Origin of the sequence: Streptomyces sp. NPDC059668 (genome assembly GCF_042734135.1) — a bacterium.
GTDB lineage: Bacteria > Actinomycetota > Actinomycetes > Streptomycetales > Streptomycetaceae > Streptomyces.
In genome coordinates, this window is sequence record NZ_JBHWEL010000002.1 from 101,923 (window position 1) to 116,020 (window position 14,098).

Sequence of the window (14,098 nt, forward strand, 5' to 3'; positions counted from 1 at the left end):
CGCACCGGCAACCCACCGACAGCCCACCAGCGGCACACCCGTGACGCCGTGGGTCACAGCAGTCGCAGCTCGCGCGCACGACGCACCGCCTCGTTGCGCCGGCTCACCGCGAGCTTCCGGTAGACGCTCTTGAGGTGGGTCTTCACCGTGTTCACGGACACGTACAGGTCGGCCGCGATCTCCTCCGTGGACATCATCTCGGCCAGCCGCCCGAGAACGTCGAGTTCGCGTCCGCTCAACTCCTCCACGACGAGCGCCGCGGGCGGGGACGGAAGCCGGTCCGGCTCGCCGCCGCGGGGCGGACCGGCCTGGAGCCAGCCCGCGGCCAGGGCCTGGAGCGGCGCCTCGCCCAGCGGTCGCCTGATCCAGGGGCCCGCGTCGAGAAAGGGCCGTCGCAGTCGCTCGCGGCGGGCCTCGGCGAGCGCCCGGCCGACGAGCCCGCGGACGGCGACGGCGTCCCCCGCCTCCTCGGCGGCCTGTGCCCGGACCAGCGTGGCCCGCACGGTCAGCGCCGGACCGGCCCGGCCCGGCAGGTGGAGACCGTCGAGCATGCCGATCGCCTCGCCGCGGTGGCCCGCCGCGAGCTGGACGCGCGCGGCCTGCACCGCGCAGGCCGTCTGACCGTCCGGCACCCGGCGCAACGCCTCGGCGGCGCTCTCCGTGCGTCCCGCGGCCAGGTGGACGGCGGCGGTGACCAGCGCCGCGTGCCCCTCCGCCCAGGGTGAGACCACGGCGGCGGGGATCGCGACGGTCGCCGCCGCCAGCGCGGCCGACGGCCGGCCGCGGGCCAGCAGCAGACCGGCCGCCGCGATGGACCGGCAAGCCGTCGTCACCGGGTCCCGGGACATGCGCCCGGCGGCGTCCGTCCCGTCGAGGAGGGCCTGGGCCCGGTCCAGCTCGTCGCGGTCGACCGCCACGGCCGCCAGCACCAGTTGTGCGAGGCCGGAGCCGGACGACCGCTGCGGACCGAGGTGCTCGGTCTCGGTCGCCGCCAGGGCCTTGTGTTCCGCCCGGCCGAGCCAGCCGTCCAGGTAGTCCAGCAGCGCCAGATGCGCCAGGGACTCCTCCCGGGGCAGCCCGGTCGAGGCCCCGTCGCACGAGTCCGCCACCGTGGACAGGGCGGCGCGCGCGTCCTCGAAGCGTCCTGCCCACAGCAGCGTCGAACCCAGATGGGTCAGGAGCAGGGCGGAGAGCTCGGGGTGCCGCTCCAGAAGGTGGTCCGGGACCACCTGCCGCAGCTCCTCGGCGTCCACCGCGGCCGTCTCCGCGTCTTCGGGAGACCCGGCCAGCCGGGCGGCCAAGGCCTCCAGCACGGCGCAACTGAGCCGGGCCGGACCGGGACCGGGACCCTCGTTCCCGGCCGGGTCCTGGTGTGCCGGGCCCCGCGGGGCCAGAACCTCCCGGGCGTGACGCAGGTGGGCGCGGCCCCGGTCGAGGTCGTGGCGGGAGAGGTCGCGGGCCGCGCGGACGAGCTCCGCCGCGGGACTGGTGGCGTCGGGCTCCATACGGGCGAACAGCTCGGTCAGGTCCCCGGAACGCAGGCCGGTGAAGAGCTGTCCGATGGCCAGGTCGTCGACCAGGGCGCCGGCGGTGAACTCCCAGTCGCCCGCCGCGGCCCCGTGCGCGAGTGCCTCCGGGAGGGAGCCGGACCGCCGCAGCCAGCGGGCGGCACGCCGGTGGAGCTCGGGTTCCAGTCCGGGACAACGGACCCTGAGATGGGCGCGCAGGATCTCCCCGAACAGCGGGTGGAGGCGGTACCAGGAGTGTCCGAGGCTCTCGACGAACGCGTTCTCGCGGTGCAGTCCGGCGAGGAGGGGCTCGGCGTCGGCGCGCTCCGTCAGCGCGTTCGCCAGTTCCGGACAGAAGCGTTCCAGGACGCTGACGCGCAGCAGGAGGTCCTGGGTCTCGGCGGTGCGCCGTTTCAGTACTTCGGCCAGGAGGTAGTCGGCGACCGTGCTCCGCCCCGCCTCGAACTCCTTCAGATAGGTCTCCGGGTCCGGGGCCTCTCGTGCGGCCAGCGCGCACAGGCGCAGGCCGGCGGCCCATCCCCGGGTGCGGTCCACGAGCGCGCGCACGCCGGGCTCGGGCAGGCGCAGACCGTGCGTGGCCAGGAGGGCGGAGGCCTCCTCGGCGGTGAAGGCCAGCTCCGCGTCCCGGATCTCCGTCAGTTCCCCGGCCGCGCGGTAGCGGTGCAGCGGCAGCAGCGGTTCGGTGCGGGTGACGAGGACCAGGCGCAGGCCCGGCCCGGCGTGGTGGAGCACGAACTCCAACTGCTCGGCGATCTCGGGCGCGGTCACCCGGTCGTACTCGTCGAGCACGAGGATCGCGGGCCGGTCGCGGCCGCTCAGTTCGGCGGCCAGGCGGGCGGGCAGTTCGTGCTCCACCCAGCCGGCGTCCGCGGGGCGGCGGATCTCGCGGGGCACCGGTACTCCGGAGGCGTCCAGGGCCTGGAGGAGGTACGCCCAGAACATCCCGGGGCCCTGGCCCGCCGCGTCGGTGGTGAGCCAGGTGACCGGCTGCCCAAGACCGGCGGCCCAGTCGGCGACCAGCAGGGTCTTGCCGGCTCCGGCGGCTCCGTTGACCATCGTCAGGGGGGTCCGGAGTGCCTGGTCGAGGTGCTCGGTCAGCCGGTCCCGGCGCAGGAAGGTGGCGGGTCGGGTGGGCAGGGCGAACCGGGTGCGCAGAAAGGGGTCTCCCAGGGGATCGACCTGCGCCGGGGCCGGTCCCGTACCGTTCTCGTCAAGGGCAGCCACGGCGCTCACCACCACTTCCCGTCAGGTCATGGGCAGCGTTCCCTCCCTCACGATCCCAGCTTTTCCGCGGGTACGCGGATCGGGCGCGGCCCGGTGATCCCTTCCCGGGGCCGACCCGACGGTCCTGCCCGAGCCTGCCCGAGGCCCTCCCGAGGGCCCGTTCGCGAGGCCGGACCGGGTCCGGCCGGGCCGTCTCCTCGTGCGGCGGTACGCGCCCGTCCGTGAGCCGTGCAACCCTCTCGCAACCTGCCGGATGGTCAAGTACAGGGTGGTCCGGCGCGCTCTCCGCCACGATCGGCGCCCGCCCCTGTCACCGTTCGCCCCCGACCCGACGGAGAACCCCGATGGACGTCGTCCCGCGCGTATCGCTCACTCCGGCGGCCGCCGACCTGGTGCGGCAGCTGCGGGCGGTCCACGGCCCGCTGATGTTCCACCAGTCCGGCGGCTGCTGCGACGGCAGTGCGCCCATGTGCTACCCGGCGGGTGAGTTCCGCACCGGCGGCTCCGACATCCTGCTCGCGGAGCTGGAGGTGGACGGGGTCGACGAACCGGTGACGTTCTGGATGTCGAAGAGCCAGTACGAGCTGTGGAGCCACACCCTGCTGACCGTCGACGTCGTCCCGGGCCGGGGCAGCGGCTTCTCGCTGGAAGCACCCGAAGGGGTGCGGTTCCTGATCCGTTCCCGCGTCGTCGGCTGACCGCCGCCTCGGCCGTACGGACCGCGGTGGGCGTCTCCCCGGCAGCCACCGCCTGCCGCGGCAGCCGCGGCTGCCGGCAACGGCGACCGTGAGCGCCCTCGACCACCCCGGCGACGGCTCCGAACGCCCGGTGCCCCACGGCGTCCGGGCCTTCTCCCGCGTCCGGACTCAGGGGTGCAGACTGCTCACGATGTCCGCCGTGGCCGTGAGCCCGTTCTGGATCGTCGGCGCCATGCTGCTGCCCGACAGGAAGAAGCCGAGCAGGACGCACACCACCGCGTGCGAGGGCTTCAGCGCGCCGTTGCGCAGGAACACCACCGCGAGGATCAGCAGCAGTACCACCACAGAGATGGAAATGGCCATCGTCAACCTCCTCCGCCACGTCGACACCGCGGCTTTCGGCGGCAAGTGTCGCGTAGCGGAGGGTTCGTCCGGGCGGCTGACGTGTCCTCCGAACGTGTGATGTCTATGCCCGCTCGTGTGGCTGTTCGCGTGTCCGTTCGTGCGTGTCGAGGAACGTCTCGAGTCCCGCGAGGTCGTCGGTGTTGAAGTAGTCGACGCCGGCGGCCAGTAGTTCGCCCCACAGCGCGTCCCTGGCGGGCCCCGCGAGGTCGGGCGTGGCCCAGAACCGCACCTTCTGCCGGCGCGCGTGCGCCGCCGCGATGATCTCGCGCAGCTTCGCGCGCTCCGCCTCGGGGAACGGGCCGTCCCCGAGCCAGGTGAAGTTGAGTGTCCAGTTGTCGCTGATGAGCGGGACGAAGGACGCGGTCGCCGCGCTGCCGAGGTCGGTGAGCCGGCCGTCGTAGAAGGCGCGCCGCACGCTCTGCGCCTCCATGGGGGTGCGGGCGGCGCGGTCGCCGGAGATGACGGCCGTGACCGGGCCGGGGTGCACCCGGCCGTGCGCGTACGTCGTGAACAGGTGCGGGTAGCGGCGCAGATGACGGTCGAGTTCGAGGTACGTCGAGGAGCCCTCGGTCTTGATGTCGATCAGGAGTTGGAGCGGTGTGCGGTAACCCCGGTACACCGAGCCGTGGCCGGCCCTGACCCGGGAGACGAGCGGGTCGAGGTAGAGCGCTTCGAGTGTGCGGGTCGGGTCGAGATCGACCGGGTCGTGGGCGACGAGAAGCTGGTTGCCGACGAGGTAGATGTCGGCCTCGACGCTCCCGAACCGGTGGGCGAGGGCGTCGAACAGGGGTCGCGAGTGGTCGTAGTCGTTGTGGGCGTGGGCGCGCCACAGCGGGCGCCCGCCGTGCCCCTGGTCCTCGGCTCGCGCGTGCACGGCGGGCAGTGCGACGGCGCCCGCGAGGGCGGCGCCGAGGGTGGTGAGGGCTCTGCGACGGGTGGTGTGGGCCATGCTCTGCCTCCCTGGAAGTGCCGTACCGGATACCGGTGAGTATGAGGCGCGCGAAAGCCAAGAGGCGGCTACGTGTGGGGAGTTGGCCGGACTGCCGTCACGGGTTCACTTCGTCGCGGCGGCGCACACCGCGAAGCCCGCCCCGGGTGGGACGGGCTTCACGAAGGACGGGCGCTCAGGGCGCCTGGAGGTCGACCAGTCGCGCCAGCGCCTCGCGGTGGGCGCCCGCCGTGCCGTAGGCGATCGAGTCCGCCTTGGCGCGCTTCAGGTACAGGTGGACCGGGTGCTCCCAGGTCATGCCGATGCCACCGTGCAGTTGGAGTGCCTCCTCGGCGGCGTGCACGGCGACCGGGGCGGCGTAGGCCTGGGCGACGGCGACCGCCACGTCGGTGTCCGCGCTGCCTGCCGCGAGGGCGTCGGCGGCGTGGCGGGCCGCGGCACGGGTGTTGACGACCTCGAGCCACAGCTGCGCGAGCCGGTGCTTGAGCGCCTGGAAGCCGCCGACGGGGCGGTTGAACTGCTTGCGTTCCTTGAGGTGGCGGACCGTCTCCGTGAGACACCAGTCGGCGAGGCCGAGCTGTTCGGAGGCGAGCAGTCCGGCGCCGGCCGTGAGGGCCCGTCGTACGGCGGGTGCGGCGTCACCCAGCCTGCGGCCCCGCACCCCGTCGAGGGTGACCGTGGCGAGCGGCCGGGTGAGGTCGAGGGAGGTCTGCGGTACGAGCGTCACGGCACTCGTGTCCACCGCGTACAGGCCGCCGTCCGCCGCCGGGACCAGCAGCACGTCGGCCACCGCCGCGTCCGCGATCCCCGTCAACTCGCCGTACAGTAGGCCGTCTTCGTCGCGTACGGTCCGGTGGGCGGCGTCCGGTGCGGCGGAGAGGGCGACGGCGAGCGCGCCGACGGTCCGTCCGGACGCCAGCTCCGCCAGCAGTGCGGCGGCGTCGTCCCCGGTGCAGGCCAGCAGTGCCTCGGTCGCCACGACGGCGCTCGTGAGGTAGGGCACGGGGGCGACGGCCCGGCCCAACTCCTCCAGGACCACGGCGGCTTCACGGTGGGTGGCTCCCTGGCCGCCCCGCGCCTCGGGCACCAGCAGACCCGCGAGGCCCATCCCGTCCGAGAGCACCTTCCACAGCGCCGGGTCGCTGGGCGTGTCCGACTCCGTGCGGGCGATGACACGGCCGGAGTCGCAGTGGTCGGCGAGGAGGTCGCGCACGGCGGCGCGCAGCGCCTCTTCCTCCTCCGAGTACAGCAGATCGGGTTGCGTGCCCTGCGTTGTCATCGGGCGAGGTCCTTCCACGCGACGTCCTTGTCGGTGCGCGGCTCGGACGGCAGTCCCAGCACGCGTTCGGCGACGATGTTCAGCAGGACCTCGCTGGTCCCGCCCTCGATGCTGTTGCCCTTGGAGCGGAGATAGCGGTAGCCCGCGTCGCGGCCGGTGAAGTCGACCAGCTCGGGGCGGCGCATCGTCCAGTCCTCGTACAACAGTCCTTCCTCGCCGAGGAGTTCGACCTCCAGACCGCTGATCTCCTGGTTGAGCCGGGCGAAGCCGAGTTTGAGGCCGGAGCCCTCGGGGCCGGGCTGTCCCGCGACGAGCTGCTGGCGCAGCCGCTCGCCGGTGAGCCGGCCGACCTCGGCCTCCACCCAGAGCTTCAGCAGCCGCTGGTGCAGGTCGTGGGTGCGCAGTTCGGGCCGTTCGCGCCAGGTCTTCGCGACCGGGCCGATCATGCCGCCCTCGCGCGGGATGCGCATGCCGCCGATGGACACGCGCTCGTTCATGAGCGTGGTCTGCGCGACCCGCCAGCCGTCGCCGACCTCGCCGAGGCGGTGGCTGTCGGGAATGCGTACACCGGTGAGGAAGACCTCGTTGAACTCGGCCTCGCCGGTGATCTGGCGCAGCGGCCGCACCTCGACGCCCGGGTCGGTCATGTCGCAGACGAAGTAGGTGATGCCGCGGTGCTTGGGGACGTCCGGGTCGGTGCGGGCGATGAGGATGGCCCAGCGGGCCAGATGGGCGCTGGACGTCCAGACCTTCTGGCCGTCGATCACCCAGTCGTCGCCCTCCCTGACCGCGCGGGTGCCGAGCGCGGCCAGGTCCGATCCGGCGCCGGGCTCGCTGAAGAGCTGGCACCAGACCTCCTCGCCGACCCACAGGGGCCGCAGGAAGCGCTCCTTCTGCTCCTGCGTGCCGAAGCCGAGGATCGTCGGCGCGGCCATGCCGAGGCCGATGCCGATGCGCCGGGGGTCGTTGTCGGGTGCGCCCGCGGCCTCCAGCTCGGCGTCCACGACGGCCTGGAGGGTGCGCGGGGCACCGAGGCCGCCGAGGCCCTCGGGGTAGTGCACCCAGGCGAGCCCGGCGTCGAAGCGGGCCTCCAGGAAGGCCGTGCGCCCGGTCTCCAGGGGCGGGTGCGCGGCCAGCAACTCCCTTGTGCGGCGGCGCAGTTCGGTGGCGTCGGGCGCACCGTCCCGGTGTGCGGCGTCGGTCATGCCGAGGCTCCGTCCGCGAGGGCGGGCAGCACGGCGACCCGGCCCGTGGTGACACCGTCGGCGACCCGCTGCACGGCCGCGGCGGCACCGGCGAGCGGCACGCGCTCACTGACCAGGGGCTTGATCGAACCGCGGGCCGCGAGTTCGGTGAGTTGCTCGTGGCAGTGCTGGATCAGCTTGGGGTTCTTGGTTCCGTACAGGCCCCAGTGCAGACCGAGGATCGAGTAGTTCTTCACGAGGACGTGGTTCAGCGCCGGGCTGGGGATGGACCCGCCGGCGAAGCCGACGACGACGATCCGGCCCTCGAAGGCGACGACCTTCGTCGACTGGGTGTAGGCCTCGCCGCCGACGGGGTCGTAGATCACGTCGGCGCCCCGTCCGCCGGTGGCCTCCTTCACGGTGGCGATGACGTCCTGGGTGCGCCGGTCGACGACCACGTCGCAGCCGAGCTCCCGTGCGACGGCGGCCTTGTCGGCGCCGCCGACGACACCGATGACGGTGGCCCCGGCCGCCTTGCCGAGCTGTACGGCGGCGCTGCCGACGCCGCCGGCGGCCGCGTGCACGAGCAGCGTCTCGCCCGCTTCCAGGCCGGCCCGCCGGTGCAGACCGAACCAGCCCGTCTGGTAACCGATGTGCAGGGCGGCCGCCTCGGCGTCGTCCAGGGAGTCGGGGGCGGGCAGCAGGGCGGCGGCGTCCGCGACGGCGTACTCGGCGAATCCGCCGTACGGCAGCGCGGGGTTCGCGAGCACGCGGCGCCCGTCCTCGGTCTCACCGCAGATCTCCACACCGGGCGTGAACGGCAGGGGCGGCCTGACCTGGTAGTGCCCGCGGCACATCAGCGCGTCCGGGAAGTTGATGTTCGCCGCGCGTACCTTGAGCAGGACCTGTCCGTCACCGGGGACCGGCCGCTCCACGTCCTGGAGCCGCATCACCTCGCTCGGTTCGCCGAGCTGGTGCACTTGCCATGCCTGCATGCGGGGCCTCCACGGGACTGCTTCGTCTGACCGGGGTCGATCGCATACTAAGCGGTCGCTTGCCGATCAGGGAACAGTCTCGTGCGTCACGCGCACGAACGGCCCGTGTCACCGGTGGGTCGGCCGGGCCCGTACGTGCATCCGCTCCCCCTGCGGCCCGAACAGGCTCAGGAACTCCACCGGTCCCTCCCCGGTCGACCCGAACCAGTGCGGCACCCGGGTGTCGAACTCGGCCGCCTCCCCGGGCCCCAGCACCACGTCGTGTTCGGCCAGCACGAGCCGCAGGCGCCCGGAGAGCACGTACAGCCACTCGTAACCCTCGTGGGTACGCGGGTCCGGTTCGAGCTTGCGCCGCGGTTCGAGCACCTTGTAGGCCTGAAGTCCGCCGGGCTGCCGGGTCAGGGGCCAGTGCGTGCGGCCGTTGCGGACGATCGGTTCGGCGCGGACGCGCGGGTCGCCGACCGGCGGCGCCCCGACCAGTTCGTCGAGCGCCACCTGGTGGGCGCGGGCGATCGGCAGCAGCAGCTCCAGACTGGGCTTGCGCAGCCCGGACTCCAGCCGGGAGAGGGTGCTGACGGAGATGCCGGTCGCCTCCGACAGCCCGGCCAGGGTGGCACCGCGCTCCTTCCTGATGCGGCGCAGCCGGGGTCCGACGTCGGCGAGAACTTCGTCCGTGGTCATGGCGCCATTGCAGTTTCGGCAAAGCCGTTTGTCAATCCGCGGGCGGGCGGGCGACGGTCTCCTCGGAGGTGGTCACCATGACCGACACATACGAGGCCGTCGTGGTCGGAGGGGGCGCGGCCGGGCTGTCCGCGGCCCTGGTGCTGGGACGCGCACGGCGCCGGACGCTGGTCGTCGACGCGGGCGAACCGCGCAACGCGCCCGCCGCTCATCTGCAGGGCTATCTGACCCGGGACGGCATGCCGCCCGCCGAGTTCCTCGCCCTGGGGCGCCAGGAGGTGGCGCGCTACGGGGTCGAACTGGTCCGGGACCGGGCCGTCGACGTGACGCGGCACGGCTCCGGGGACTTCCATGTGACGCTCGCGACCGGGCGGGCGGCGCACGCGCGCCGGCTGATCCTCGCCACCGGGCTGGCCGACGAGCTGCCGACGGTGCCGGGTGTCGCCGAGCGCTTCGGGCGGGACGTGCTGCACTGCCCGTACTGCCACGGCTGGGAGGTCCGCGACGAGGCCTTCGGGGTGCTGGCCGGTACGCCGATGAGCGTCCACCAGGCGCTGATGGTCTCCCAGTGGTCGAAGGACGTCACCCTGTTCCTGCACGAGGTCGCCGAGGAGGAACTGTCGCACGACGACCTGCGCCGGCTCGCCGCGGCCGGGGTCGCCGTGGTGCCGGGCGAGGTCGCCGCACTCGTCGTCGAGGAGGACCGGCTCACCGGGGTCCGGCTCACCGACGGCTCGGCGCACGCCCGTTCGGTGCTGTTCGTGGCTCCGCGCGCGGTCCCCCGCACCGACCTCTTCGAGCGCCTCGGAGCCGAGCTGCGCGAAACCCCGTTCGGCACGTATCCCGTGGTCGACGAGACCGGGCTGACGACCGTGCCCGGTGTCTGGGCGGCGGGCAACGCGGTCGGCTTCGCCGAACAGGTGGTGAACGCCGCCGGCGCCGGTTACCGGGCGGCCGCCACCCTCAACGGCGAACTGCTCTTCGCCGACCTCGACGCCTCCTGAGGGCCGTCCCGTGATCCCCGGCGGGCGACGGCGCCGAACGCCGGGGTGTGGACGGCCGGTCCGCGTTGCACCATGGCTGCATGCTGCTGAGCCGGCTCGCCCATGTGTCCCAGGAGGTCGCCGCGACCTCGGCGCGGTCACGGAAGATCGCTCTGCTCGCCGAGCTGTTCCGGGACGCCGAGGCCGACGACGTGCCGATCGTGATCCCGTATCTGGCGGGGCGTCTGCCACAGGGACGGCTCGGTGTCGGCTGGAAGCTGCTGAGCCGTCCGGTCCCGCCCGCCGCCGAGGCCACGCTCACCGTGCGGGACGTGGACGCCCGGCTGACGGAGATCGGCGCGGTCACGGGCACCGGCTCGCAGGCCGCGCGCGGACGTCTCGTGGACGCGCTGCGGGCGGCGGCCACCGAGAGCGAGCAGCGCTTCCTGTTCGGGCTGCTCACCGGCGAGGTGCGGCAGGGCGCGCTGGACGCGGTCGCGGTGGAGGGGCTCGCCGGGGCGACCGGCGCGCCCGCCGCCGACGTACGCCGGGCGGTGATGCTCGCCGGGTCGCTGCAGACGGTGGCGCGGGCGCTGCTCGCCGAGGGCCCCGGGGCGCTGGACGGGTTCCGGCTCACCGTCGGCCGTCCGGTACTGCCGATGCTCGCGCACAGCGCCGCGTCCGTGTCCGAGGCCGTCGACAAGCTGGGGGCGTGCGCCGTCGAGGAGAAGCTCGACGGCATCCGCGTCCAGCTCCACCGCGACGGCGACGCCGTCCGGATCTACACCCGCACGCTCGACGACATCACCGACCGGCTGCCCGAACTCATCTCCGTCGCCATGGAGTTGGAGGACAGCCGGTTCATCCTGGACGGCGAGGTCATCGCCCTGGACGAGGACGGGCGACCGCGTTCCTTCCAGGAGACCGCCGGGCGCGTGGGCTCACGGGTGGACGTGGCCACGGCCGCGCGGAGCGTGCCCGTCTCCCCCGTCTTCTTCGACGCCCTCTCCGCGGACGGACGGGATCTGCTGGACCTGCCCTTCACCGCACGGCACGCCGAGCTGGCGCGGCTGGTCCCCGAGCCGATGCGGGTGCGGCGCGCCCTCGTCGAGGGCCCCGCGGACCTCGCCGCGGCGGAGGAGTTCCTCGCCGACACTCTGGGCCGCGGCCACGAGGGAGTCGTCGTCAAGGCCCTGGACGCCCCCTACAGCGCGGGCCGCCGCGGCGCCTCCTGGCTGAAGGTCAAACCCGTGCACACCCTCGACCTGGTGGTCCTGGCCGCCGAATGGGGCCACGGGCGGCGCACCGGAAGGCTCTCCAACCTGCACCTGGGCGCGCGCGCCGGGGACGGGTCGTTCGTGATGCTCGGCAAGACCTTCAAGGGCATGACGGACGCGATGCTGGCCTGGCAGACCGGGCGGCTCCAGGAGCTGGCCGTGGCGGACGACGGCCATGTCGTGACCGTACGCCCCGCACTCGTGGTCGAGATCGCGTACGACGGCCTCCAGCGGTCGACCCGCTACCCGGCCGGTGTCACCCTCCGCTTCGCCCGTGTGGTGCGCTATCGCGAGGACAAGCCCCCCGCCGAGGCGGACACCGTCGCGACACTGCTCGCCGCACATCCGGAGGTGGCCCCGTGACGGGGAGGCGCAGCGCGGGACTGCTGCTGTACCGGCGCGCCGAGGACGGTCTGGAGGTGCTGCTCGGCCACATGGGCGGCCCGTTCTACGCGCGGCGCGACGCGGGCGCGTGGACCGTGCCCAAAGGCGAGTACGGACCCGACGAGAGCGCCTGGGACGCCGCGCGCCGCGAGTTCCGGGAGGAGCTGGGGCTGCCCCCGCCCGACGGGGAGGCGGTCCCGCTCGGCGAGGTCCGGCAGGCGGGCGGCAAGGTCGTCACGGCCTGGGCGATCGAGGCGGACCTCGATCCGGCGACCGTGGTCCCGGGCACCTTCGAGATGGAATGGCCGCCGAGGTCGGGGCGCCGCCAGGAGTTCCCCGAGCTGGACCGGGTGGAGTGGTTCGGCCTGGACCGGGCCCGGGCGGTGGTGGTTCCGGCGCAGGCGGCGTTTGTGGACCGCCTGGCGGAGCACCAGGACTGAGCAGCCCCCTTCGCGTTGCGCCGCGTCCCGGCGCGCGGGAGGGTCGGGGAACAGCCCGCTTCAGGAGGTCGGCCATGCCCATCGCGACGGTGAACCCGGCGAACGGCGAGACGCTCATGACGTACGACGCGCTCGGCGCCGAGGAGATCGAGCACAGGCTCGCGACGGCCGAGGACACGTTCCGCGCCTATCGCACCACGTCCTTCGCCGAACGGGCCCGGCTGATGCACCGGGCCGCGGATCTCCTCGACGCCGACCAGGACGCCATCGGCCGGGTGATGACCACGGAGATGGGCAAGCCGCTCAAGCAGGCCCGCGCCGAGGCCGCCAAGTGCGCGAAGTCGATGCGCTGGTACGCCGACCACGCGGCCGAACTGCTCGCCGACGAGCTGCCCGCCGACTCCGACGTGAAGGACTCCGGCGCCTCCCGCGTCCTGGTGCGCTACCGCCCGCTGGGCCCGGTCCTCGCCGTCATGCCGTGGAACTTCCCGCTCTGGCAGGTGATCCGGTTCGCCGCGCCCGCGCTCATGGCGGGCAACGTCGGCCTGCTCAAGCACGCCTCCAACGTGCCGCAGACCGCCCTCTACCTGGAGGAGCTGTTCCGCCGCGCGGGCTTCCCCGAGGGCTGCTTCCAGACCCTGCTGATCGGCTCGGGCGCCGTCGAGGACATCCTGCGCGACCCGCGGGTCAGGGCGGCGACGCTCACGGGGAGTGAACCGGCCGGGCGCGCCGTGGCGTCGGTGGCCGGTGACGAGATCAAGAAGACGGTCCTCGAACTCGGCGGCAGTGACCCGTACGTCGTGATGCCGTCCGCCGACGTCGACCGGGCGGCACGGACCGCCGTGACCGCCCGGGTGCAGAACAACGGGCAGTCGTGCATCGCCGCCAAGCGGTTCATCGTCCACACGGACGTGTTCGACGCCTTCGCCGAGCGCTTCACGGCGGGCATGGCGGCCCTGAAGGTCGGCGACCCGCTCGACGAGGACACGGACGTCGGTCCGCTCTCCAGCGAGCAGGGCCGCCGTGACCTGGAGGAACTCGTCGACGACGCGGTGGAGAACGGTGCGAGCGTCCTGTGCGGCGGCGAACGGCCCGAGGGGTTCGGCGAGCACGGCTGGTACTACGCGCCGACCGTCCTCGCCGACATCACGCCCGAGATGCGCGTCCACCAGGAGGAGACCTTCGGTCCCGTCGCCACGCTGTACCGCGCGGCCGACCTGGACGAGGCGGTGGCTCTCGCCAACGACACGCCGTTCGGGCTGAGTTCGAACGTGTGGACGCGCGACGAGAGCGAGATCGACCGGTTCGTACGGGATCTGGAGGCGGGTGCCGTGTACGTCAACGGGATGACGGCCTCGCACGCGGCGTTCCCGTTCGGCGGGGTCAAGCGGTCCGGCTACGGTCGCGAGCTGGCGGAGCACGGGATCCGCGAGTTCTGCAACATCACCACCGTATGGCACGGAGCGTGAGCGTTCCGCGGCTACGATCCCTGGTGTGAACCGCGAAGTTACCCTGCCTCTGATCGTCGACGACCGCGGCACGTTGCAGGTCGCGGCCGCCGACGTCAGCAAACTGCTGCGCACGCTGGGCGGCCGGTGGCTGCATCTGGTGGAGGCGGGCGAGGGCGGGCTCGACGAGGACACGGTCGCGGCGCTGACCATCGAACTCGCCAAGCTCGCCGACCGGATCGACGTGGCGTGCATCGCCCACAGCAGCGGGGGCGCCTCCGGCTAGGGTCGGGGGTGGGGTCGTGGGTGAAGGGGTGTCTTCTTCGGGTGCGGGTCCGCCGTGGCTGGGTGCGCAGTTCCCCGCGCCCCTGAAATCCCTGCCTGACCCCATGTCCCGAATGGCCGGGGCCCGCCCCGCGTCCCGAACAGCCGGGGCCCGCCCCGCGTCCCTGAACCCAGGGCCCGGCGAGCAACGACTCCCGCACCCGGCGACGCACGCGAGGGGCCGTGCCGGTACGTCGCAGCCCGGGTGAAGGGGTGTCTTCTTCGGGTGCGGGTCCGCCGTGGCTGGGTGCGCAGTTCCCCGCGCCCCTGAAATCCCTGCCTGACCCCATGTCCCGAA

General features: G+C 73.4%; 13 protein-coding genes. 6 read left to right on the forward strand and 7 right to left on the reverse strand.

Features of this window, described 5'->3' with window-relative positions; all coding sequences use genetic code 11:
• Positions 1-53 precede the first annotated feature (53 nt).
• On the reverse strand, positions 54-2,768 hold the full coding sequence (locus ACFV2J_RS02900; protein WP_385437087.1) for a LuxR C-terminal-related transcriptional regulator: 2,715 nt from the start codon (positions 2,766-2,768) through the stop codon (positions 54-56).
• A gap of 329 nt (positions 2,769-3,097) precedes the next feature.
• On the opposite strand from ACFV2J_RS02900, the gene ACFV2J_RS02905 reads away from it, so the two are divergent.
• Entirely contained in the window at positions 3,098-3,451 is a 354-nt protein-coding gene (locus ACFV2J_RS02905) for a DUF779 domain-containing protein (RefSeq protein ID WP_385083731.1), read from the forward strand.
• A gap of 168 nt (positions 3,452-3,619) precedes the next feature.
• Here the strand turns inward: ACFV2J_RS02905 and ACFV2J_RS02910 are convergent, their stop codons facing one another.
• The 6 genes from ACFV2J_RS02910 to ACFV2J_RS02935 all read right to left on the reverse strand — a co-directional run bounded on the left by ACFV2J_RS02910 (position 3,620) and on the right by ACFV2J_RS02935 (position 8,944).
• The gene (locus ACFV2J_RS02910; protein WP_148008049.1) at positions 3,620-3,814 is read right to left on the reverse strand and encodes a hypothetical protein; all 195 of its coding nucleotides are present in this window, start codon (positions 3,812-3,814) and stop codon (positions 3,620-3,622) included.
• Between the two features lie 103 nt (positions 3,815-3,917).
• The gene (locus ACFV2J_RS02915; RefSeq protein ID WP_385083730.1) at positions 3,918-4,805 is read right to left on the reverse strand and encodes a phosphatidylinositol-specific phospholipase C/glycerophosphodiester phosphodiesterase family protein; all 888 of its coding nucleotides are present in this window, start codon (positions 4,803-4,805) and stop codon (positions 3,918-3,920) included.
• 175 nt (positions 4,806-4,980) lie between these two features.
• The gene (locus ACFV2J_RS02920) at positions 4,981-6,084 is read right to left on the reverse strand and encodes an acyl-CoA dehydrogenase family protein (RefSeq protein ID WP_385437090.1); all 1,104 of its coding nucleotides are present in this window, start codon (positions 6,082-6,084) and stop codon (positions 4,981-4,983) included.
• Positions 6,081-7,289: an acyl-CoA dehydrogenase family protein gene (locus tag ACFV2J_RS02925; RefSeq protein ID WP_385083728.1), complete on the reverse strand. Its 1,209-nt coding sequence runs from the start codon at positions 7,287-7,289 to the stop codon at positions 6,081-6,083. Before ACFV2J_RS02925 ends, ACFV2J_RS02920 begins: the two co-directional genes overlap by 4 nt.
• Complete coding sequence (locus tag ACFV2J_RS02930; RefSeq protein WP_385437092.1) at positions 7,286-8,263, reverse strand: NADPH:quinone oxidoreductase family protein; 978 nt, start codon at positions 8,261-8,263, stop codon at positions 7,286-7,288. Before ACFV2J_RS02930 ends, ACFV2J_RS02925 begins: the two co-directional genes overlap by 4 nt.
• Before the next feature lie 108 nt (positions 8,264-8,371).
• The gene (locus ACFV2J_RS02935; protein WP_385083726.1) at positions 8,372-8,944 is read right to left on the reverse strand and encodes a helix-turn-helix domain-containing protein; all 573 of its coding nucleotides are present in this window, start codon (positions 8,942-8,944) and stop codon (positions 8,372-8,374) included.
• Positions 8,945-9,021: 77 nt separating this feature from the next.
• Between ACFV2J_RS02935 and ACFV2J_RS02940 the strand changes: the two genes are divergently transcribed.
• The 5 genes from ACFV2J_RS02940 (at position 9,022) to ACFV2J_RS02960 (ending at position 13,762) form a co-directional block, all read left to right on the forward strand.
• Positions 9,022-9,948 (forward strand): NAD(P)/FAD-dependent oxidoreductase, encoded by a 927-nt coding sequence (locus ACFV2J_RS02940; RefSeq protein ID WP_385437094.1) that lies wholly within the window; start codon positions 9,022-9,024, stop codon positions 9,946-9,948.
• Between the two features lie 80 nt (positions 9,949-10,028).
• On the forward strand, positions 10,029-11,567 hold the full coding sequence (locus tag ACFV2J_RS02945; RefSeq protein ID WP_385437096.1) for an ATP-dependent DNA ligase: 1,539 nt from the start codon (positions 10,029-10,031) through the stop codon (positions 11,565-11,567).
• Positions 11,564-12,028 carry an NUDIX domain-containing protein gene (locus tag ACFV2J_RS02950; protein WP_385437098.1) on the forward strand — a complete coding sequence of 155 codons (465 nt, stop codon included), beginning with the start codon at positions 11,564-11,566 and terminating at the stop codon, positions 12,026-12,028. Before ACFV2J_RS02945 ends, ACFV2J_RS02950 begins: the two co-directional genes overlap by 4 nt.
• Positions 12,029-12,102: 74 nt before the next feature.
• On the forward strand, positions 12,103-13,497 hold the full coding sequence (locus ACFV2J_RS02955) for an NADP-dependent succinic semialdehyde dehydrogenase (RefSeq protein ID WP_385097219.1): 1,395 nt from the start codon (positions 12,103-12,105) through the stop codon (positions 13,495-13,497).
• Between the two features lie 25 nt (positions 13,498-13,522).
• Positions 13,523-13,762: a DUF6213 family protein gene (locus ACFV2J_RS02960; protein WP_148008039.1), complete on the forward strand. Its 240-nt coding sequence runs from the start codon at positions 13,523-13,525 to the stop codon at positions 13,760-13,762.
• The last annotated feature ends 336 nt before the right edge of the window (positions 13,763-14,098 follow it).

What these genes read in the sequence shown, in the direction of transcription:
- ACFV2J_RS02905 (WP_385083731.1), top strand. Translation starts at nt 3,098, where the DNA reads ATGGACGTCGTCCCGCGCGTATCGCTCACTCCGGCGGCCGCCGACCTG.
- ACFV2J_RS02910 (WP_148008049.1), bottom strand. Translation starts at nt 3,814, where the DNA reads ATGGCCATTTCCATCTCTGTGGTGGTACTGCTGCTGATCCTCGCGGTG.
- ACFV2J_RS02915 (WP_385083730.1), bottom strand. Translation starts at nt 4,805, where the DNA reads ATGGCCCACACCACCCGTCGCAGAGCCCTCACCACCCTCGGCGCCGCC.
- ACFV2J_RS02920 (WP_385437090.1), bottom strand. Translation starts at nt 6,084, where the DNA reads ATGACAACGCAGGGCACGCAACCCGATCTGCTGTACTCGGAGGAGGAA.
- ACFV2J_RS02925 (WP_385083728.1), bottom strand. Translation starts at nt 7,289, where the DNA reads ATGACCGACGCCGCACACCGGGACGGTGCGCCCGACGCCACCGAACTG.
- ACFV2J_RS02930 (WP_385437092.1), bottom strand. Translation starts at nt 8,263, where the DNA reads ATGCAGGCATGGCAAGTGCACCAGCTCGGCGAACCGAGCGAGGTGATG.
- ACFV2J_RS02935 (WP_385083726.1), bottom strand. Translation starts at nt 8,944, where the DNA reads ATGACCACGGACGAAGTTCTCGCCGACGTCGGACCCCGGCTGCGCCGC.
- ACFV2J_RS02940 (WP_385437094.1), top strand. Translation starts at nt 9,022, where the DNA reads ATGACCGACACATACGAGGCCGTCGTGGTCGGAGGGGGCGCGGCCGGG.
- ACFV2J_RS02945 (WP_385437096.1), top strand. Translation starts at nt 10,029, where the DNA reads ATGCTGCTGAGCCGGCTCGCCCATGTGTCCCAGGAGGTCGCCGCGACC.
- ACFV2J_RS02955 (WP_385097219.1), top strand. Translation starts at nt 12,103, where the DNA reads ATGCCCATCGCGACGGTGAACCCGGCGAACGGCGAGACGCTCATGACG.